Here is a 21,665-nt window from a genome sequence, read left to right as displayed (position 1 = left end):
TTGTACAGGACGTACTAAATCGATAACTCGCTCTTTTCTTTTTACATATGTTTTAGGAGTGTTTCCACAAACTTTTCTAAATAGCGCTGATCTAATTCATCAAAACGATTTTTTTCAGGACTATCAATGTCCAGTACACCAATGACAGCTCCTTCTTTCACAATCGGTACAACGATTTCCGAATTAGAAGCACTATCGCAAGCGATGTGACCTGGGAATTGGTGAACGTCTGCTACAAGCTGCGTTGTTTTCGTTTCAGCTGCTACGCCGCAAACGCCTCGTCCAAATGGAATGCGTACGCAAGCAGGCATTCCTTGGAACGGTCCAAGGACAAGCTGATTTCCTTCTGTTACGTAAAAGCCAACCCAATTAACGCGATCTAAAAATTGGTTTAATAATGCGGACGCATTTGATAAGTTTGCGACTACGTTTGATTCGCCAGTTAATAACGCATCCAGTTGTTTAATTACTGTCTCATATTGCTGCACGCGAGATCCTGCATAACTTTCTTTAGTAAACATGGAAACAGCTCCTTTTTTATCGAGATGTGTAAAATATTAGCAAAATACGATGTATTTCACATGACTTTGTCGATAGAAAATTAAAGGAATTTGTCTTAAAAGTCAAGAAATTTAAACTATAGCTGTTCATTGAAGGGAAGTGAGCGCATGAAGCAGACGAAACAAAAAGTAATTGATGCGGCAATATCGTTGTTTAATACGAAAGGTTATGATGGAACGTCGGTGCGAGACATTGCAAAGCGAGCGGATGTGAATGTAGCGAATATTTCATATTATTTTGCTGGGAAGCAAGGTTTATTAGAACAGCTTATTACTGATTTTTTAGAAGGATATATTCATGTGATTGAAATGTCGTTTGAACAGAGAGAGTATTTGTCGGCTAAAGATGTGATGGTGCAAATGGTGCGAGGGATTTTACGATATCAATTTGAAAATAGAGAACTAACACGTTTCTTCTACCGAGAGCTTTCGCTTGATACGACATTAATTCGTGAAGTGATGACCGTTTATTTTTCTAAAGAAAGATATTATATAGAACAAATGATTAGACAAGGACAAATGAAACAAGAATTTCAGAAAGTATCATTTACAATGTTTATGACGCAATTAAAAGGTATGATAAATATGCCGTTTTTATATCCACAATATATATCAGAAGTACTGCATTCTTTCCCGTCTGAGACATTTTTTATAGAGATGTACACGAAAGAGATTGAGCAATGGATGGAACAAGCATTATGTAAAGCGAATATGTACCATGAATGGCCAAGAGCTGTTCATATGTGAAGAATCCCCACCTAACGAACTGAGGTGGGGATTTTTATGTTTACTTTTCTTTGCCATAAATTGTTACATAATAGCGCGATAATTGTTAATGCAGCTCCAGCGATTTCAATTTTATCGACTGTATAACCTCGAAAGATAGAACCAATCAGTGCAAGGATAGGAACTAAATTCATAAATAATATGCCGTTAATAGATGAAATATAGCGATTTCCCATATTCCAGCAAAATACAGCGATAACGCCTGCGATAATCGACATATAAAAGAGTTCAAAACGAACGCTCACAACTGTACGCAGTGACGGCATAGTAACTATATTTGTGTACGTTAAGAAAGTAACAATAACGATGAGTGAAATGGAGCCAAATAAACAAGTTAATGTCGTGTACCTAAGTGGTGACCAAGATTGAAAACGAGCACCCCCGTTTGTATAAATGACCCAGCAAGTAACGCCGCATAGCATCAATATATTTGTTGATAAGTGGCTTGCAGCTCCAAATAGTAATTCAATATTTCCTTTTGAAATGACAAGCATAACACCAAGTAATGCAACGAACATACAAAGGAATGTATAGTTTTGTGGGCGGCGATTTTTCGTTATCCATTGCAGTGATAAGGCAATTAGTGGCATAAGGGATTGAATCATAGCTGCATGGATTGCTCCGGAAGGTCCGGCAAGTTGTTGTCCGTAGAAAACGAGAAAACCATACCCCGCGAAACCGACTGTCCCGTAAAAGAATAGAGAAAGTGTTCTTTTTTCTAAGCGGAGTGAAGTCTTTCCTTCAGTAATTAATAGCAAAATAAGAAAAATAATAGCTGCTGATCCATAGCGAAGCGTTGTGAAGAAGAATGGATCGATAAATTGCAGAGCATTTGCCATTACAGGAAACATAAATCCCCAGGCAGTGACGGCGAGTAAGCATAGAAAGGATCCGAGTAGCATTTGTTTTTTGTTCAAGAGTATCTTTCCCCTTTACATTTCGTTATAGTAAGTTGATGAAATAAGTATAAAGAGTAATTGTTTATAGGAGGAAATATCGATTTCTTATAACGGTTATAACTTTTTGTTAGAGGTGTGTACGATGGATTTGGAGGCAGTACGATCGTTTATTGAAGTGAAGCATACGCGAAGTTTATCAAAGGCAAGTAAGATTTTACATATATCTCAACCAGCGCTTAGTAAACAAATTCAAAAGTTAGAAGCGGATTTAGAGGTTACTTTACTTAAACGTTCTGCGCAAGGAGTAGAGTTAACGGAGGCAGGAGAGTTATTTATAAAAAGAATGTTACCAATTTTGGAGCAAATAAATGAAGTGAAAACAGAAATGAGGGGGTATCAAGAGAACCGGAAGTTTTCAATTGGTATACTACCGAGTTTAGCGGAGCATTACATATCAGAATGTAAAGATATATTAGGTGATGAGTTCGAAGTGGAATGGCAAATCGGACATACGGAAGTATTAAGAGAGTTATTTAAAGCACGGGAGATTGACGCGATGTTCATCGATTCAGTAGTAGAAGGTGCTACGTATATAAAAGAAGTGCAACAAGAGAAAATTGTTTGTGCTGTTTCAAATAATCATCCGTACAAAGAGAAGATAGTCATTCAAATAGAAGAGCTGCACAATGAAAAATTAATTGTATATCCAGAAATATGTGATGTAAGGAAAATGATTATGAACATGTTTCATGAAATAGGTGTAAAACCAACTATAGCTGTGGAAACATCTTACGCAGAACCGATGCTTGCAATGGTAAAAGCTGGCCTTGGTATCACGTTACTTCCAGAAAGGGCAGTAGAGCAGTCTGTAAGGCAAGGAAATGTACATGTAATTTCTGTTGAACCACCACTCATGCGGAAAATTTATTTCGTATCCCATACGAAAGATTGTTTGTTATTACAATCATTTGAGGATAGGTAGTGAGGTAGGCGGAATATTGAGAAAGATTACAATCACATTGAAAGAAACATGAAATTTTAAAAAAAACTAGGTCAAAAACAAACCATTACATGGTATGATTAGTACATTGTTAGTTGTTAAATATAGGGGAATTCCCTTTTTATACATAATGCCTTCCATTTCATAAACGGAACGGACAAAAAAAGAGATATAACTAGGAGGCTTTTTTGCATGGATTCTATCCTGACGATCGTTATCATTGTAGTAAGCTCTATTCTAGTGCTGCTCATGATAGAGCTTGTGATAAGAAATCGTTCATATAAAGATATTGAAGCACTGGAGCAGTGGAAACAAGAGATAAAAGATAAACCTGTGGCAGATGAACTAAAACGGGTAAAAGATTTAAACATGACGGGTCAAACAGAAGAACTGTTTGGTAAATGGCGTGAAGAATGGGATGAAATTGTATCAACAACCCTTCCGAAAGCTGACAAAGATTTAGCGCAAGCGCGAAAATTCGCCTCGCAATTCTCCTTCCGAAAAGCAAAGCATGCGATGAACGAATCCATAAGTGGTTTAGATGACGCTGATAATCGTATTACGGACATTTTAAATGAATTACAGCAATTGTTAGAAAGCCATGAGAAAAATAGCTCGGAAATTGAAGGGTTACGTGATACATATCGTAGTATGAAAAAGAGTGTTCTTGCTCATAGACATATGTATGGAGCAGCAGAGCAGAAAATCGAAGAGATGCTAGACGCTGAATCTGAGAAATTTAAAACCTTTGAAGAAGCGACAAACAATGGCGACTATTTAAAAGCGAGAGAAATTGTTATTAGTTTGGAAGAAGGTTTAGCAGATTTAGAAATCATTATTCACCAAATTCCAGATTTATTGGTAGAGTGTCAAGCGACGTTACCAGTTCAGCTGGAAGATTTATTACACGGACACAATGATATGGTAAGACAAGGTTATGTATTAGATTATTTGGAAGTCCCTAAAGAAGTTCGCGATATGACGAAACAACTACAAACATGTTTAATGGATATACAGGAGCTTCATATAACAGAAGCGGCTGAAAAAGTAGAAAACTTAAAAACACGTTTAGATGGCTTCTACGATCAACTGGAACAAGAAGTACATGCGAGACATTATGTGGAGCAAAAAACACTTTCTGTTTATGATGATTTAGAAGAAATGCGCATCGAAACGATTGAAACGAAAACAGAAACACAACTTGTGAAACAAAGCTATCAGTTACAAGATAAAGACATTGAGTCTCAAAAAGTAATTGAAAAGCAAATGCACATTTTAACGAAACGTTTTGAAATGCTACAATTACGCGTTGCAGAACAAGATATTGCCTTCTCTATTATTCGCGAGGAACTAGAAGAGGTTTATGAGCAATGTGAAACGTTAAAAGTACTTCATGCAGAATATAAAGAAATGCTGCAAACGATGCGCAAAGAAGAATTTGAAGCACGTGAGAAGTTACAAGAAATGCGAAATACTATTTTCGAAACGAAACGCTTTATGCAAAAATCGAATTTGCCAGGTCTTCCAGAGAGTATTATGGAAGATTTAAAAAGAGGGCAAATGGCAATGCAAGCTGTATATGAACAATTAGAAGTGAAGCCGTTAAATATGAACGCTGTAAATAGCAGTTTAGAAGAAGCATATACAACTGTGAATGGTGTGGCTGAAATGACAGAAGAGTTAATTGGACAAGCGTATTTAGTGGAAAAATTAATTCAGTACGGTAACCGTTACCGCAGTCATGATGAAAACCTAGCAGAAAGTTTAAATTATGCTGAGAAATTATTCCGTGAATACCAATACGATGCAGCTTTAGAACAAGCGGCTTCAGTATTAGAGCAACTTGAACCTGGCGTTGTTCAAAAAATAGCTGAATATGTAGACAATGAACAAACCCTTTCATAAAAGGGTTTGTTTTTTTATGTAATTTTGCAGGCGATGTTGCTATAATGAATAGCGGAATACAGCAAGGTTATTCGTTTCAAAATAAAGTGAAACTGTAATCGGTGGGAAGATTCATCCCCACTGATTACTAGCCTTCACCAATCGGGCATTTACGGGCAGTTAATCTCCCATCTAACTTCTTTGCTCTAACTGGATTTTGAGGTGAGAGTCTTATTGCCCGTTAACGCGGGATAAAGTGAAACTGTAATAGGAGGGCATCCTCGCCAATTATTAGCCTTCACCAATCGAGATAAAACGGAACCTTTGCGTAGTCTTAGCGTAATGACACGTATTTATGATATGATTATACGATGTGATAGCGCTGAAAGGGGAAGAACGATGATCTATTTTGATAATAGTGCGACGACTAAGCCATATCCAGAAGCTCTTCAATCGTACGTGACGGTTGCTGGGAAATATTTTGGTAATCCTTCTTCTATTCATTCGCTTGGAGGAGAGGCAGAGCGTCTATTAACACAATCAAGAACGATTGCAGCGCAGCTTCTTCGTGTTAAACCTTCTGAAATTATTTTTACATCAGGTGGAACGGAAGGGAATAACCTTGCGATTAAAGGGATAGCGATGAGGAATCGTTCGCGTGGCAAACATATCATTACAACAAATATTGAACACGCGTCTGTGTTTGAGGCATATAAGCAATTAGAAGAACTCGGGTTTGATGTAACATATTTACCGGTTAACGAGCATGGTGTTGTATCGGTAGAAGATGTGAAACGAGCGCTTCGTGAAGATACGATTCTTGTGTCAATTATTCATGTGAACAACGAAACTGGAGCAATTCAACCCGTTGCTGAAATTGGAACGTTATTATCGAATCATCCGAAAATAAGATTCCATGTAGATCATGTACAAGGGATAGGAAAAGTACCGCTTGATTTATATGCTTCTCATATTGATCTTTGCTCAATATCTGGACATAAATTCCACAGTGTAAAAGGAACGGGGCTTCTTTATGTACGCGATGGCGTAAGATTAGATCCGATTTTATCAGGTGGTCAACAAGAGCTTAAGTATCGCTCTGGTACAGAGAATTTACCTGGCATTGTAGCGATGGTGAAAGCACTTCGCATGACAATGGAACAAGTGAAAGAAAAGGTAGCTCATTTGCAAAGTTTACAAGCAGAGCTTGTTCGTTTCTTTAAAGAGATGGAAGATGTAACGATTAACACGTCGCTTGCATATGCAGCACCGCACATTTTAAATGTATCATTTGTTGGTTTAAAACCAGAAGTAGTCGTTCATGCTTTAGAAGAACACGGTGTATATGTGTCAACGAAATCTGCTTGTTCTTCAAAAGCAAATGAAGTGAGCAGAGTGTTAGTGTCAATGGGAGTGCCGCATGCAGCAGCTGCAAGCGCTATTCGTATTAGTTTGGCACCAGAAAACACAATGGAAGAAGTAAAACAATTTGAAGGTATTGTAAAAGAGACGCTGCCAAAATTATATGAAGTGATGAGGTAAAGAAATTATGTTGAAATATGAATATATTTTAGTGCGTTATGGAGAAATGACGACAAAAGGTAAGAACCGTTCTAAATTTGTAAGCACATTAAAAGATAACGTGAAGTTCAAACTGAAAAAATTCCCAAATATTAAAATCGATGCAACACATGACCGTATGTACATCCAATTAAATGGCGAAGATCATGAAGCGGTATCTGAAAGATTGAAAGATGTATTTGGTATTCATAAGTTTAACTTAGCGATGAAAGTACCATCAGAATTAGAAGACATTAAAAAAGGTGCATTAGCAGCTTTCTTACAAGTAAAAGGCGATGTGAAAACATTTAAAATTACTGTACACCGTTCTTATAAGCATTTCCCAATGAGAACGATGGAATTATTACCTGAGATTGGTGGACACATTCTAGAAAATACAGAAGATATTACTGTAGATGTTCATAATCCAGATGTAAATGTACGTGTAGAAATTCGCAGTGGTTATAGCTACATTATGTGTGATGAGCGTATGGGAGCTGGCGGTTTACCAGTTGGCGTTGGCGGAAAAGTAATGGTACTTCTTTCTGGTGGTATTGATAGCCCAGTAGCAGCTTACTTAACGATGAAACGTGGCGTATCTGTGGAAGCAGTTCACTTCCATAGTCCACCTTTCACAAGTGAGCGTGCAAAACAAAAAGTAATCGATTTAGCGCAAGAGTTAACGAAGTATTGTAAACGAGTAACGCTTCACCTTGTTCCGTTTACAGAAGTGCAAAAAACAATTAATAAAGAAATCCCATCTAGCTATTCAATGACGGTTATGCGCCGTATGATGATGCGTATTACAGAACGTATTGCTGAGGAGCGTAACGCACTTGCAATTACGACTGGTGAAAGTCTTGGGCAAGTAGCAAGCCAAACGTTAGATAGTATGCATACGATTAACGAAGTAACAAACTACCCAGTTATTCGTCCGCTTATTACGATGGATAAATTAGAGATTATTAAAATCGCTGAAGAAATCGGCACGTATGATATTTCAATTCGTCCATATGAAGATTGCTGTACTGTATTTACACCAGCAAGCCCAGCGACGAAGCCGAAACGTGAAAAAGCAAATCGTTTTGAAGCGAAATACGATTTCACACCATTAATCGATGAAGCTGTAGCGAACAAAGAAACAATGGTATTACAAACGATAGAAGTAGTGGCGGAAGAAGAAAAATTTGAAGAACTTTTCTAAACCATAAATTACCATATCTAAAACGTGTATGAAGTCATGTTATTTATCACACTCTATACTCACAAGGAGGTGATATAACATGTCACGTAGCACAAATAAATTAGCGGTTCCTGGTGCTGAATCAGCATTAGACCAAATGAAATACGAAATCGCTCAAGAGTTTGGTGTTCAACTTGGAGCTGATGCAACAGCTCGCGCTAACGGTTCTGTTGGTGGTGAAATCACTAAACGTCTAGTTTCACTAGCTGAGCAACAATTAGGCGGTTACCAAAAATAATCCCATATGATGGCTTAGAAAGAGCGGGTTCTCCCGCTCTTTCTTTTTTGTGTTGCCATTTGTCGGTAAGTTGATGTAATTTCATTTAGTAATTCGACAGAACTGAAAAATTTGTCAAAAGAAGAGGGTTCAAAATTAACAGAAAATTCTTTATTATATAAAGGAGGCATAAAGAAAAGGGAGGATATTTTATGAAGAGAGAAGAATTGTTGGCGCCACCGTCTTATAATTTAGTTTCTGAAATAGAGAAATATACAGGTGATAAAGAGAAGTTAGCTTTAATTTGGCAAGATGATAAAGGGAATCGAAGGGAAGTTACATACGCTGAATTAATGCAAGGTGCGAATAAAATTGGAAACGCTTTTATAAAAAGTGGTTTGCAAAAAGGGGACAAGCTTCTCATTATGATGCCGCGTTTAATTGAAGCGTACATGACGTATATTGCTGCTATTAAAGCAGGATTTGTCGTAATTCCAAGCTCGGAAATGTTACGTAAAAAAGATATAGAATATCGAATTGGACATGGAGAAGTAAAAGCGATAGTAAGCTATGAGCCGTACATTAGGCAGTTTGATGATATAAAAGCGATGGAATCTCTTCAAAAATTTGTCCTGAGCGAGCAGTCAGTAGATGGATGGATTAATTTAAAAACAGCATTAGAAACAGAGAGTGACATGTTAGAAATGGCGAAGACAGATAAAGAAGATATGGTCTTTTTATCTTACACGTCAGGAACGACAGGAAATCCGAAAGGTGTCGTTCATACACATGCGTGGGCATACGCTCATTTACGTACGAGCGCTCCAAATTGGCTCGGAATTGAAGAGAATGATATTGTATGGGCAACAGCTAGTCCAGGCTGGCAAAAGTGGATTTGGAGCCCGTTTTTAGCAACGCTAGGATCAGGGGCAACAGGATTTGTATATCACGGTAAGTTTGAACCGAAAACATACCTGAACTTATTAGACGATAATAAGGTGAATGTGCTTTGTTGTACACCGACTGAGTATAGATTAATGGCAAAGGTAGAAGATTTAAGCCAGTACAATTTAGAGGCGTTACATAGCGCTGTATCAGCAGGTGAGCCATTAAATAGAGAAGTCATTGGAACGTTCCAAAAGCACTTTCATATTACAGTAAGAGACGGCTATGGGCAAACGGAAAATACATTACTTGTTGGTGTAATGAAAGGGATGGATATTAGACCAGGATCAATGGGGAAACCAACGCCAGGTAACCACGTCGATATCGTAAATGAGGAAGGTACTCCGGTTAAAGTAGGCGAAGTTGGTGATATTGCAGTTCACATTGAAACGCCGGCCCTCTTTAAACAATATTACAAAGACGATGAACGTACAGCGATGCAATTCCGCGGTGATTATTATATTACAGGTGATAAAGCGAAGAAAGATGAAGACGGCTACTTCTGGTTTGAAGGGCGCGGTGATGATATCATTATTAGCTCTGGTTATACAATCGGGCCGTTTGAAGTAGAGGATGCACTTGTAAAACATCCTTACGTAAGAGAATGTGCAGTTGTCGCAAGTCCTGATGAAATTCGTGGAAGTGTCGTGAAGGCATTTATCGTATTAAGAGAGAATATAGAAAAGAACGAAGAAACATTAATTCCAACACTCCAACAACACGTCAAAGAACTTACTGCACCATATAAATACCCTCGCAAAATTGAATTTGTAGATGAACTACCAAAAACGATTTCTGGAAAAATTCGCCGTATTGAACTTAGAAAACAAGAGATGGAGATTCCGTCAAAATAATTTTGAAAACAGTGAAGTAAATAGTTGAATGAAATGCAAAACAATGATAATATAAAAACGAACACAAGTTCGATTTTATAAACTTAAAAAAGAGGTGTCCGTATGATTTTAGGTATTAATCCGTACTTAGTTTTAGATGGTAGTGGGCAAGAAGCTGTACAGTTTTATAAAGAGGCTTTAGATGCAAAAGTAGAAGTCATGCAAACTTTTGGTGACATGCCTGAAAATCCAGAATACCCGATTCCAGCTGAAGCGAAAGAGCGCGTTTTACACGCTACTTTAAAAGTTGGTAATACGGATCTTATGATTTCTGATACATTCCCAGGTCAAGGACATGCAATCGGATCTCAAGTAACAATCGCAATTCAAATTAGTAATGCAGAAAAAGCAAAAGAAGTATTCGATAAGTTACAAGAAGGTGGAGAAGTTATCATGCCACTTCAAGAAACATTCTGGAGCCCAGCATACGGACAAGTAAAAGATAAATTTAATATTGAATGGCAAGTTACAACGTCTACTACTGAACAAAAGTAATTTTTAGAAAAGCACCATGTTTTGAACTGGTGCTTTTTTTTTATACAATAAAAAATAAAGGAGATGGGATATATGGGAGAAATTTGGTATGGCGGCACCATTTACACAATGAGAGAAGAAAATGAAAAAGTGGACGCTGTTTACGTTGAAAACGGCATAATTGTTGATGCTGGTAATAAGGGAGAATTAGAAAGCAGATATTCAAACGTAAAGTTACATGACCTAAAAGGAAAAACAATGATTCCAGGTCTCGTTGATAGCCATATGCATCTTATTGGGCATGGAGAGAGATTACTCCGTCTAGATTTATCAAATTGTACATCTTATAGCGAAGTACTGGCTCTCGTTCAGAAGCAAGTGGAAGAAGCTCCAAAGGGCTCTTGGATTATTGGAGAAGGATGGAATGAAAATAACTTTACAGATACGAAAGATGTTCACGCGCGTGATTTAGATGAAATTTCGAAAGACCATCCTATTTTATTAAAGAGAGTTTGTCGTCACGTTACATGGGTGAATTCATACATACTGCAAGAAGCGAATATAACAGAAGCGACAGAAGATCCAAAAGGCGGGAAAATTGGCAGAGATTCATCAAATAAGTTAACAGGACTTTTATATGAACAAGGGCAAGAATTAATTAAACATGTTCAGCCAGAAATTGATGAAGCTTATTTACAAAGAGCTCTGCAAACAGCGATTAAAGATTGCTGGAAATACGGACTTGTTGGCGGGCATACGGAAGATTTAAATTATTATGGTGGTTTTAGAAAAACGCATAATGCGTTTTCTCATGTGATAAAAGAAATGCCATTTAAAGCCCATTTGCTCGTTCACCATGAAGTAGCACATGAACGAAAAGAATATGAAAATGAACATTATATTGAATTTGGGGCAATGAAAATTTTTTCTGACGGTTCTTTTGGCGGAAGAACAGCATTATTAAGTGAACCGTATGAAGATGCGAAGGAAACGAATGGGGTTGCGATTTTCTCATGTGAAGAACTTGCAGAATTAGTGAAGAAAGCACGAGATTTACATATGCCAGTTGCGATTCATACTATCGGTGATTTATCGCTTGAATATGTCATTGATGCACTCGAATTATATCCACCAGCAAAAGGGTTACGTGACCGCATTATTCATTGTCAGCTTGCTCGTGAGGAGTTAATTGAAAGAATGAAAAACTTGCAAGTCATTATAGATATACAGCCAGTCTTTCTTTCATCAGATTTTCCGTCAGTCATTGAAAAACTAGGAGAGCGCCGTCTTCGTTATGCGTATGCTTGGAAGACATTACTGGAAGCAGGGCTACATTGTAATGGTGGCTCAGATGCCCCCATTGAACAAGTAAATCCGTTTTTAGGTATATATAGCGCTGTTACACGTAGAAGTTTTATTGACGGTGTATGCTATATGCCTGAGGAAAGATTAACGGTATATGAGGCTGTTTCTTTATTTACAACAGGAAGTGCCTATGCAATTGGAAAAGAAGCGAAGCGAGGGCAAATTACAAAAGGATATGAAGCAGACTTTACAATATTAGACCGCAATATGTTTGAAATTGAGGCAGAAGAAATAAAAGAAGTAGAAGCAGAAATGACCGTAATAGATGGCCAAGTTGTCTATAGAAAAGATGCGTAAAAATATATGAGCGATTTTCGGAATATATCGACTGTAACTCGAAATATATAAGCGATTTTCGGAATATATCGACTGTAACTCGAAATATATAAGCGATTATTGAAATATATCTATCGTAACTCGAAATATATGAGCGATTATTAAAATATATCGAATTACCGACAAAAACTGACAAGAATAACGGGTGGATAGTAAGAGAGTATTGTCCGCGCCAATCGGGGTAAATAAATAACCGCAGAATTATGGAATTCCATAATTCTGCGGTTATTTTAATCCTATAAAAACGTTCTCTGTACTTTTTCCCAGAAAGAATTGTTTTTTAATTTAACTGTTTTAATTTGTTTATCGCTTAAGCGTACAACAGCTTTTTCCACTTGTTTAATGCTAAGCGCTTCGTTATCCATGCCGATAACAGGATAATCGTTACCGTCTGGTCTTAGTTTTAAAGTTAATGTACGTTCGTGATTTAAAATGAAAGGTGAACCGAGCGTACGGTAAGTGTTGTTGTTTAAAGATGCTAGTTCGCTTACTTGGAAACATGGAATAAGTGGGTCAACAACTGCGCCATGCAATGATTTATTGTAAGCAGTACTTCCTGTTGGGGTAGAAACTACTAAACCGTCACCTCTAAATGTTTCGAAATATAAATCATCAACGTGAACATCTACAACGAATGTTTTTATAATACTAGAACGTAATGAGAACTCATTTAAACAATGGAAAGATGTACTGTGATCTACATCTACCTGAATTGTTGGATATTTACGCACTTCAATTTCATTTTTTGTAATTTCTTGAAGGGCTGTATCAACGTGATCAATATGGAAATCGCAGTAGAACGAAGTTTCATCTTTCGTAGAAATCCCTGCGTATAAGCAATCTTCCCTAAAACCAGTTTTACGAACGGCTTGTAAGAAGGTTGCATCATCTCCAACACTGACGATAGCGTTTGCATTTTTTGGATGATCTAATATGGTAAATCCATTCTCTTCTAAAATACGATAGATTGGTTTCATTTTTTCAACGAGCGTTGCTTTGTCATCACCATAAAAGAAAAATAAATTGCGACGATCTGCCATTATGTATCCCTCCACTGCAGTTAAATTTTCTGTTTTTCGTGCTACATATCATTAGAGTCCGTTCCCTGATGATATGTTCAAATAATATATTTCGATATAAAATGTCAAAATACCTTTTTATTTTTAGAAAAATTTTTATATTCAATCTTATAGAACTCTGTTTAATGATGAATAAAGTTGTCGATAATGGGTACGGAGTGAAAGGATGATACGTATGAAGTGGCTCGTAATTGGAATAATAATTCTTCTTCTTTTTATTTTGTTTATACTATTGTCAAAAATAAAGCTTAAGGTGACATTTTTATATTCAGAAATGGAAAAGAAATGTTTGCTTCAAGTGAAAATATGGATGATTCGATATACATTTGATGTGTTGGAAAGAATTGAAAAACAGCAGAAAAAGACAGGACAGAAAATCGAAAAAGCTGAAGAGGACGGCGGACTCGATAATAAAATTATGGCGCAACTTGACAGCATTGGTGAGCTGATAAAAAAGCTTCAAGAAGTTCATACTATTGTTAAAGATTTTCTCAAACGAGTGAAAATCAATGGTTGGAAATGGCATACACAAATTGGAGCAGGCGACGCAGCTAGTACTGGAATTGTCACTGGATATGCATGGGGGACAAAAGGTATGGCTGCTGGAGTTGTCGGACAATATATGCATATTGTCGACGTACCAGAATTTGAAATTACCCCAGTTTTTCAAGGAAAAGGATTTGCATCAAGATGTGAGTTAACAGCATCTTTTCGTATATTCCGCACTATAAAAACAGCGGTGAAATTGCTCATATTTATGAGGAAGCAAAGATCTGGTATGACAGAAAAATCTGTTCAAGCATAGGGGGGATATAGAATGGACCATCCAATTCAAGGTTTAATGACAACAGCAATGCAGCATTTAAAACAAATGACTGATGTAAATACAATTGTTGGTGACCCAATTAAAGCGGCAGATGGAAGTGTAATTCTTACTGTTTCGAAAGTAAGTTTCGGATTTGCTGCTGGTGGAAGTGAATTTGGTAAAGTAGAACATTCAGGCCACCATCCATTTGGCGGGGGAAGTGGTGGAGGAGTTTCTATTAATCCTGTTGCTTTTCTTGTTATAAATGGAGATGGTGTGAAAGTATTGCACTTAGATAAACAAACACATGTCATCGATAAAATAATTGAATTAGCGCCACAAGCTGTTGATAAAGTGAAAGAAATGATGGATAAACGAAAAGAAGATGATCCTGAATTTCAAATTTAACGAATAAAGAAGCTAATCAATAGGTTAGCTTCTTTAATTTTTTTGTAAATAAAGCGATTTTATTTGCATTATCGATAGGGACAAACTATCATTTACATTGTACATATTTTGTTTAAATAAGGGAGGATTTTCAAGTGGCAAACGTAACTTTTAAAGGTAATCCAATGACTTTAGTTGGAACAGAAGTTAAAGTTGGCGATCAAGCGCCAAACTTCCAAGTATTAGCAAACGACTTATCTCCAGTAAGTTTAGAAACATACAAAGGCGAAGTGAAATTAATTAGTGTTGTACCTTCAATCGACACAGGTGTGTGTGATGCACAAACACGTCGTTTTAACCAAGATGCAGCAGGTATTGAAAACGCGAAAGTATTAACAATTAGCGCTGATTTACCATTCGCTCAAAAACGCTGGTGTGCAGCAAACGGTTTAGAAAATGTTGTAACACTTTCTGACCACCGCGACCTTTCATTCGGTGAAGCTTACGGCTTAGTAATGAAAGAACTTCGTTTACTTGCTCGTGCAGTATTCGTAGTAGATAGCAATGACAAAGTAGTTTACGTAGAATACGTAAGCGAAGGTACAAGCCATCCAAACTATGAAGCAGCATTAGAAGCAGCTAAATCTGCGAAGTAATGTGAAGAAAATGACCTCTTATAAAGAGGTCGTTTTTTCTCATATATTGCTCTGTAACGGCATCGATATATGAGAAAAAACGTTATATCATATATAACTAAAGGGGAGCTCTTTACAGGAGGTCGCTTTTTCTTTTTGGAAAAAATCACTTTGTGGTATGATATAAGTTATGTGTAAAAGAGAGAAGGAGGAATGTACGTGAGTCAGACAGTAGAAACATTATTTTCTATTTTTGATTCTTCTGCGGTAGTTTTACGTAAAGAATTAGATGTAACATATTTAGAGGCGCTTGTAGAAACAGGTGATAACTTGTTTGAGGGAGCGATTTTACAAGAGGAATTATCCGAATCAGCAATTGAAAGGCTGAATCGTGAATATAGTACGTTTAATGAAGAAACATATAAAGGTGAAGAAATTCGTAAAGCATTTCAGTTAGCCATCTTAAAAGGAATGAAAGAAGGCGTACAAGCGAATCACGAAATGACACCTGATGCAGTTGGGATGTTCATGAGTTACTTATTCCATAAATTTATGCAAGGTCAAAATGAAATTACAGTTTTAGATCCTGCAATTGGAACAGGTAACTTAATGACTACAGTGTTTAATAGCGCTAAAGAAGGACTAACAATGAGTGGATTTGGTGTAGAAGTGGATGAAGTGCTAATTAAACTTGCTTTAGTAAATGCAAATTTACAAAAGCATGCAATCGAATTCTTCCATCAAGATGGACTAGCACCACTTTATATCGATCCAGTTGATGCAGTCGTTTCAGACTTACCGGTTGGTTATTATCCAAACGAAATCGGTGCAAGTGAATATAAATTAAAAGCAGATGAAGGAATGTCGTATGCCCATCACTTATTTATTGAACAAAGTGTGAAACATACGAAAGAGGGCGGTTACTTATTCTTCTTAGTACCAAACTTCATTTTTGAAAGTGACCAAGCACCGAAATTACATGCATTTATTAAAGAAACATGCTTTATTCAAGGGTTATTACAGCTTCCTGTTTCCATGTTTAAAAACGAGAAAAATGCAAAAAGTATATTTGTTCTCCAAAAGAAAGGCGCTAATGTAACAATGCCAAAACAGGCGTTATTAGTGGAGTTGCCTAAATTCTCTAACATGAAGGCGATGGAAGACATTATGGATCAATTAAATACTTGGTTTGCAACACATAAATAAAGCTAGGTATATGTAACAGCATTAGTGATTTATGTAGTACAGTTTTATATAATATGTCATATTTTTAAATATATACAAGATTTAACTGAATTTTTTTGAAATCTGTAATATATATTTTTTCTTGGTGTTACAATTTTTTCACTTGAAATATATGTCGGACGATGTTTAAATTAAAATCGTGAGTATAAAATTTGCTAATGATGAAACGTTTTCATATTTAGTGAATTTGATCAGATAAAATCGAGCGGTTTGTGGAAACATCCACACAACTACCAAGAGAAAAAGGGGCGAAAGACTAGATGTCAAAAATCATCGCGATTAACGCAGGAAGCTCTTCCTTAAAATTCCAATTATTTGAAATGCCAAGTGAAACAGTATTAACAAAAGGTTTAGTAGAACGTATCGGTTTAGAAGATAGTATCTTCACTATTACTGTAGATGGCGAAAAACAAAAAGAAATTACAAACATTCCAGATCACGCAGTAGCAGTTAATATGCTTCTTAAAAAGTTAACTGAAAACGGAATCGTTAAATCTCTAGATGAGATTGGCGGTATCGGTCACCGTGTTGTTCACGGCGGCGAAAAATTTGCTGACTCTGTTTTAATTACTGATGAAGTATTAGCTGATATCGAAGAATTAAGCGATTTAGCACCACTTCATAACCCAGCAAACGTTGTTGGTATTAAAGCATTCCAAGAAGTATTACCAAACGTACCAGCAGTAGCAGTATTCGATACAGCATTCCACCAAACAATGCCGGAATCTGCATTCCTATACAGCTTACCATATGAGTACTATGAAAAATTCGGCATCCGTAAATACGGTTTCCACGGAACTTCTCATAAATATGTAACTGAGCGTGCGGCTGAATTATTAGGTCGTCCAATTGAAAGCTTAAGCTTACTTTCTTGTCACTTAGGTAACGGTGCAAGTATCGCAGCAGTAGAAGGCGGTAAATCTATTGATACTTCTATGGGCTTCACTCCACTTGCTGGTGTAACAATGGGTACACGTTCTGGTAACCTTGACCCTGCGTTAATTCCATACATCATGGAAAAAACAGGCCAAACAGTAGAAGAAGTAGTTAACGTATTAAACAAGAAGAGTGGTATGTTAGGTCTTACTGGTTACTCTAGTGACCTACGTGACATCATTGCGAAAGAAGAAGAAGGCGACCACCGTGCGAAAGTAGCACTTGATGTATTCGTAAGCCGTATCCACAAATACATCGGTTCTTACACTGCTCGTATGAAAGGTGTAGACGCAATCATCTTCACAGCTGGTGTAGGTGAAAACAGTGCGATTATTCGTGAGCGCGTATTAGAAGGCCTTGAGTACATGGGCGTATACTTCGATGCAAAACGTAATAACGTATTCGGTGAAGAAGCATTCATCAGCTTCCCACACTCTCCAGTAAAAATTATCGTAATTCCAACTGACGAAGAAGTTATGATTGCTCGTGACGTACTACGTCTTGGAGATATTGGTTAATATATGAAAAAAAAGACGAGATCCTATAGGATTTCGTCTTTTTTCTTTTGGATGTATTTTAAAACTCCATCCGGATATAATATTTTTTCTTTCTGAATGAATGCCGTAATAGGAATCCATTTCGCATATGCTACTGTTTCCTCATCTTGTATATTTAATATTTTCATTTCATATAGTGACGTGTCTAATAAACGCAAAGAATATAGTTGAATAATTTCATGACCAATGTCTCCATCTAGATGAAAGACATTTTCTAAACAACCTAAATAATTGGTGATTTCCACTTCTGTATGAAGCTCTTCCCTAAATTCACGAATAACGGTATGTGCTGATTGTTCACCAAGTTCAATTGAACCACCAAGAGGTCGGTAAAATGTTTCATCGGCTGAATGATATTCTTGTACGAGAAGACGCCCGTGATGTATAGCAATGCCAAAAGCCTTTGCACGTGGATACATATACAATCACTCCTTATTTTTTTGTATAAGGAAGATTATAATATGTTTTGTAGTAAAGGTGTCATGTATTTAAGAATGTGGTCCAATCGTAATTCCATCAAATAAGTCTTTCCAAAATGCTTCATTGTATTGGTATACATCCATAATAGGACATTTCATAACGCAAACACGTTGTAATCCCCAATCTTCTTGGGTGATAGTTGGTATATCGGCAGGAATTAGTAACAGGACAGAGAATGTATGTGTAACGATTTGAGATAAAATTTGTTCTAGGGAACATGCTTCTTCATATGTTCCTCCAGTTCGAATAAATAATATGGATTCTGCCGTTTCAATTGTAGCTAGAAAACGATTAATACGATGTTCATAATTCAACTTAATTTCTGTATAAGAAGGCCAAGAAGTTGGTGTGTTTACATCTGTTTTAAAGTCATGACAGGAGTCAATTTCATAAAGGTTGTCCCTTAATCTTAATTTTGCATCATCATCCCAAAATGAGATGAAGGATAAATTTTTGAAATTTAAAAAGCGGTCAAATCGATTTTGTAATAATACATTCACTTTTTCTAATGAGGGGCTTAGCATAAAATCAATAACGCCAAAAAATGGTGATAATTCTAATTGATATAATGCCCAAGCAGGCCAGCAGTTTTGTCCTAAGCTGAATACCGCATTATATTCTTTTTTTATATCGGATAGATTCATGTGATTTATCTCATCCTTTTTGTTAATATTTTATGCCATTCAAAAATGGTATGTGAATAAAGATAGACAAGCATATTTGCAAAGAATAAGCAGAAATATGTTACAATAGAAAAAAATCGAACGAGGTGGTTGTTACGATGCGATCGAAGCGAGAACAAGCCATTTTAGACAATATAAAAGAATGGGAAGCGCAATTAGTTGAGCAAGAAGCGACCGATTTTCAAAAAGTGTTTGATAAATGGTTACATACTACAGTTGCGAAATTACCTGAGAAAAAGCGAAAAGAATTCTTCACGAAAGCAGATGGATGGCTCTTTCATTTGCATGCATTTATTCAAAGTTCACAAGCACAGTTAGATGCACGTAATCGGATTTTAGGAACATCAAGATTATTTGATGAATCGATTGAACAGCTTGAAGATTTGAAAGCATTATCTATTGATCAATTAACATACATAGCAGAGCAGCAAACAGCACGTCATCGTCTATATTCATTTGTACAAGGCGGGGCAACAGGTGCTGGAGGTTTATTATTATTAACGGCGGATTTTCCGGTTATGATCGCATTAAATGTGAAGGCAGTCCAACTTATTGCAACATCATTTGGACATGATGTGAACAAGCCGTATGAAATGATGCTTGCGTTAAAGGTGTTTCATGCGTCATTACTACCAGGAAGACTTCAGCAATACGCATGGTACAATTTATTGCAAGAGCTGGAGCAAGAAGATTCGTTCTTCTACGAAGGAGACGAAGCAGTGCTACAAACAGCTTCTACTGAGGTTGTGTTAAAACAAATTTTGAAGACATTTTCGATTTATGCTCTTCGTCGTAAATTATTCCAAGGTATACCGGTAATTGGAATGGCAATTGGATCTACAGTGAATTATCGTTTAACAAGAAACGTTACTGAATTTGCAAATAGATTTTATCAAGTGCGCCATATAGTCGAGAAAGAAAAAAGAGCATAAAAAAAGCGAGAGGCCGAAGCCTTTCGCTTTTTTAATTTGTTGCATGTTTTTTGGACATTGGAACAGATACTGGCTGCTTTTCTGCTGTTTTTTCTGTTTTTGGATAATAAATTAAATCCAATGTTTTTGCCTGTACGGCAATCGAAAGAATAGTAAAAGCAATTTCTGTCCAATTTAAATAATATAATGAAAGCGCAAGAACAATCGCGTCAAAGACGAAGAAAATTTGCCCAATTGTAAAACGAGTTCGTTTACTTAATACAATTGTTAAAATATCGTCTCCACCGGTTGCACCGCCAAATCGCAATATAAAACCGAGTCCAATACCAGCTAACGCACCGCCAACTACTGCAGCTATAAATAAGTTATTTGATAAATCTACCGTAAATGGAGAATAATTTTCCATAAAGGAATAAAATACTCCGAATGAAATTGAACCTAGGAATGAATAGCCAACCATTTTTCTACCTAAAAATGAAGCACACAGTAAAATAATTGGGATATCCATTAATACAGTTGAAATAGATGGTGAAATATCATAAAAGTTTTGAATGAATAGTGCAATTCCTACAAAGCCACCTTCTGTTAAGTGGTTTTGGAAGTGAATGTGATATAGCGCTGCTGCTAAAATAAATGAACCGATTAAAACCATAAAAATTTCTTTAATAATTTGCCGACTTTGGATGTTCCTCATCGTTATTCCTTCTTTCCGTAGTTAGTAGTCCTTTTTGTGTTGTAAACTAACTACGAGCTCACATGTAGCTTTCAGTTAGTTTACGAAAAAACTAACTACGCTATATGTCGCTGAAGAAATAACGAATAATCCTCTCGTCCATCAATTCTCCCTACCTTCGTTTTAGTTTAAGTCTTAAAACGACTAAACAAAACGTGGAGTAGGATTCTTCATTTAGCAATCCTGCTCTTCTTTGTTTTGTTTAGTTAGTAACAATTAAGTCCTAAACAAAACGCTATGTGTAAGAAGAGTCTTTTTTTTGCCAAATTATCCTTCGGGCAATCATAATTTCCCCACTCTCGTATTTTTTTCGCTAGACTAAAGTATCTGAGCTGAAAAATACGCTACGTGTATGATTCGTCAATACGATGCCACATGCTCCTTCGAGCGATCATGATATCAAAATCCCTTCCTTCAAGATTTATACTATTATATCATACTTTTAAAAAATGTATGCGGATGGAAACCGACAATAAACGGAGGGAATCTACAAAAAATGTTATGTTTAAATATTTTTGTAGAAAAGCCTAAGTTATTTCGGAGGATTGGACAGTTTGTAACGGTTTGTCCAATAAGTAAGAAAAAAGGTTTTATTCCGTTGTATTCTTTTCATCACTTTTATCTTTGAAAAACGCATCCCAACTAATCACACTTAAAAAAGTTAAAGCGATAATAACGAAAGCACGCATAAGCTGTAGACCTCCTTTTGTACATAGTATATGAATCATTCGATTCGGAATGTGTCATTTTTTTACAAGTCTTAACTATTATGAGAGTATATTAATATAGATAGATGAAGGGGAGAGTGAAGGTATGCTAAAAGAAATGTTCAAAAGAAAAGAATTAATTTGTATTTCATGTCAGAAAAAAATTCAATATGAAGAAGAGCTTGTTGCTTTTGCAAAGTTGCCGAAAGAAAGAAGTATATTAGTTGGCCCTTTTGATGTGTGTTTGGCAAAAACAGCACAAGAGATATATTGTAAATCATGTTACGACAAAAAAAGCATGACCCAAAGTAATTGAGGGGCATG

Annotated in this window: 22 protein-coding genes; 16 read left to right on the top strand and 6 right to left on the bottom strand. The window is 36.5% G+C overall.

The window, feature by feature from the left end; all coding sequences use genetic code 11:
• Positions 1-41 precede the first annotated feature (41 nt).
• Complete coding sequence (locus N2V80_RS23225) at positions 42-521, bottom strand: GAF domain-containing protein (RefSeq protein WP_000494337.1); 480 nt, start codon at positions 519-521, stop codon at positions 42-44.
• Between the two features lie 147 nt (positions 522-668).
• On the opposite strand from N2V80_RS23225, the gene refZ reads away from it, so the two are divergent.
• Positions 669-1,307 (top strand): forespore capture DNA-binding protein RefZ, encoded by a 639-nt coding sequence (gene refZ, locus N2V80_RS23220; RefSeq protein ID WP_000814921.1) that lies wholly within the window; start codon positions 669-671, stop codon positions 1,305-1,307.
• Between the two features lie 11 nt (positions 1,308-1,318).
• On the opposite strand, the gene N2V80_RS23215 is transcribed toward refZ, so the two are convergent.
• Positions 1,319-2,263, bottom strand: coding sequence for a DMT family transporter (locus tag N2V80_RS23215; RefSeq protein WP_002101415.1), 945 nt, complete (start codon positions 2,261-2,263; stop codon positions 1,319-1,321).
• Between the two features lie 124 nt (positions 2,264-2,387).
• Here N2V80_RS23215 and N2V80_RS23210 point away from each other — a divergent pair, with 124 nt between their 5' ends.
• The 8 genes from N2V80_RS23210 (at position 2,388) to N2V80_RS23175 (ending at position 12,123) form a co-directional block, all read left to right on the top strand.
• Complete coding sequence (locus N2V80_RS23210) at positions 2,388-3,227, top strand: LysR family transcriptional regulator (RefSeq protein WP_000362532.1); 840 nt, start codon at positions 2,388-2,390, stop codon at positions 3,225-3,227.
• 210 nt (positions 3,228-3,437) lie between these two features.
• Positions 3,438-5,150, top strand: coding sequence for a septation ring formation regulator EzrA (gene ezrA, locus N2V80_RS23205; protein ID WP_000377305.1), 1,713 nt, complete (start codon positions 3,438-3,440; stop codon positions 5,148-5,150).
• A gap of 378 nt (positions 5,151-5,528) precedes the next feature.
• Positions 5,529-6,671: a cysteine desulfurase family protein gene (locus N2V80_RS23200; protein ID WP_000638991.1), complete on the top strand. Its 1,143-nt coding sequence runs from the start codon at positions 5,529-5,531 to the stop codon at positions 6,669-6,671.
• A gap of 7 nt (positions 6,672-6,678) precedes the next feature.
• Positions 6,679-7,893, top strand: a complete 1,215-nt coding sequence (gene thiI, locus N2V80_RS23195) for a tRNA uracil 4-sulfurtransferase ThiI (protein WP_000922340.1) — start codon at positions 6,679-6,681, stop codon at positions 7,891-7,893.
• Between the two features lie 79 nt (positions 7,894-7,972).
• Entirely contained in the window at positions 7,973-8,170 is a 198-nt protein-coding gene (locus tag N2V80_RS23190) for an alpha/beta-type small acid-soluble spore protein (RefSeq protein WP_000091640.1), read from the top strand.
• A gap of 191 nt (positions 8,171-8,361) precedes the next feature.
• Positions 8,362-9,948: an acyl-CoA synthetase MbcS gene (mbcS, locus tag N2V80_RS23185; RefSeq protein ID WP_000817757.1), complete on the top strand. Its 1,587-nt coding sequence runs from the start codon at positions 8,362-8,364 to the stop codon at positions 9,946-9,948.
• 102 nt (positions 9,949-10,050) lie between these two features.
• Complete coding sequence (locus tag N2V80_RS23180) at positions 10,051-10,482, top strand: VOC family protein (RefSeq protein ID WP_000600350.1); 432 nt, start codon at positions 10,051-10,053, stop codon at positions 10,480-10,482.
• Positions 10,483-10,554: 72 nt separating this feature from the next.
• Entirely contained in the window at positions 10,555-12,123 is a 1,569-nt protein-coding gene (locus N2V80_RS23175; RefSeq protein WP_061654597.1) for an amidohydrolase, read from the top strand.
• Between the two features lie 275 nt (positions 12,124-12,398).
• Here N2V80_RS23175 and N2V80_RS23170 read toward each other — a convergent pair whose 3' ends face one another.
• Positions 12,399-13,202: an NAD kinase gene (locus tag N2V80_RS23170; RefSeq protein WP_000785186.1), complete on the bottom strand. Its 804-nt coding sequence runs from the start codon at positions 13,200-13,202 to the stop codon at positions 12,399-12,401.
• A 205-nt stretch (positions 13,203-13,407) separates the two neighbouring features.
• Between N2V80_RS23170 and N2V80_RS23165 the strand changes: the two genes are divergently transcribed.
• The 5 genes from N2V80_RS23165 to ackA all read left to right on the top strand — a co-directional run bounded on the left by N2V80_RS23165 (position 13,408) and on the right by ackA (position 17,767).
• Positions 13,408-14,046: a DUF2953 domain-containing protein gene (locus N2V80_RS23165; RefSeq protein ID WP_002101410.1), complete on the top strand. Its 639-nt coding sequence runs from the start codon at positions 13,408-13,410 to the stop codon at positions 14,044-14,046.
• Between the two features lie 12 nt (positions 14,047-14,058).
• Complete coding sequence (ytfJ, locus tag N2V80_RS23160; protein ID WP_061654596.1) at positions 14,059-14,454, top strand: GerW family sporulation protein; 396 nt, start codon at positions 14,059-14,061, stop codon at positions 14,452-14,454.
• A 134-nt stretch (positions 14,455-14,588) separates the two neighbouring features.
• Positions 14,589-15,089, top strand: a complete 501-nt coding sequence (tpx, locus tag N2V80_RS23155; protein WP_000024529.1) for a thiol peroxidase — start codon at positions 14,589-14,591, stop codon at positions 15,087-15,089.
• A 198-nt stretch (positions 15,090-15,287) separates the two neighbouring features.
• Positions 15,288-16,274, top strand: a complete 987-nt coding sequence (locus N2V80_RS23150; protein ID WP_000084367.1) for a class I SAM-dependent methyltransferase — start codon at positions 15,288-15,290, stop codon at positions 16,272-16,274.
• 299 nt (positions 16,275-16,573) lie between these two features.
• Positions 16,574-17,767, top strand: coding sequence for an acetate kinase (gene ackA, locus N2V80_RS23145; protein ID WP_000034575.1), 1,194 nt, complete (start codon positions 16,574-16,576; stop codon positions 17,765-17,767).
• Positions 17,768-17,790: 23 nt separating this feature from the next.
• On the opposite strand, the gene N2V80_RS23140 is transcribed toward ackA, so the two are convergent.
• Positions 17,791-18,225, bottom strand: a complete 435-nt coding sequence (locus N2V80_RS23140; protein WP_000283468.1) for an NUDIX hydrolase — start codon at positions 18,223-18,225, stop codon at positions 17,791-17,793.
• A gap of 69 nt (positions 18,226-18,294) precedes the next feature.
• Positions 18,295-18,930, bottom strand: coding sequence for a DUF1796 family putative cysteine peptidase (locus N2V80_RS23135; protein ID WP_061654595.1), 636 nt, complete (start codon positions 18,928-18,930; stop codon positions 18,295-18,297).
• Between the two features lie 137 nt (positions 18,931-19,067).
• On the opposite strand from N2V80_RS23135, the gene N2V80_RS23130 reads away from it, so the two are divergent.
• Entirely contained in the window at positions 19,068-19,901 is an 834-nt protein-coding gene (locus tag N2V80_RS23130; RefSeq protein ID WP_001256853.1) for an EcsC family protein, read from the top strand.
• 31 nt (positions 19,902-19,932) lie between these two features.
• Here N2V80_RS23130 and N2V80_RS23125 read toward each other — a convergent pair whose 3' ends face one another.
• A complete protein-coding gene (locus N2V80_RS23125) occupies positions 19,933-20,595 on the bottom strand; it encodes a YitT family protein (RefSeq protein ID WP_001244515.1) in 663 nt (220 codons plus the stop codon).
• Between the two features lie 852 nt (positions 20,596-21,447).
• On the opposite strand from N2V80_RS23125, the gene N2V80_RS23120 reads away from it, so the two are divergent.
• The gene (locus N2V80_RS23120) at positions 21,448-21,657 is read left to right on the top strand and encodes a hypothetical protein (RefSeq protein ID WP_061654594.1); all 210 of its coding nucleotides are present in this window, start codon (positions 21,448-21,450) and stop codon (positions 21,655-21,657) included.
• The last annotated feature ends 8 nt before the right edge of the window (positions 21,658-21,665 follow it).

Source organism: Bacillus sp. FSL W8-0640 (assembly GCF_038007725.1).
In the GTDB taxonomy this organism is placed as follows: Bacteria; Bacillota; Bacilli; order Bacillales; family Bacillaceae_G; genus Bacillus_A; species Bacillus_A cereus.
Note: the sequence above shows the minus strand (reverse complement) of the source record. Positions and strands in the feature narration are given on the sequence as shown.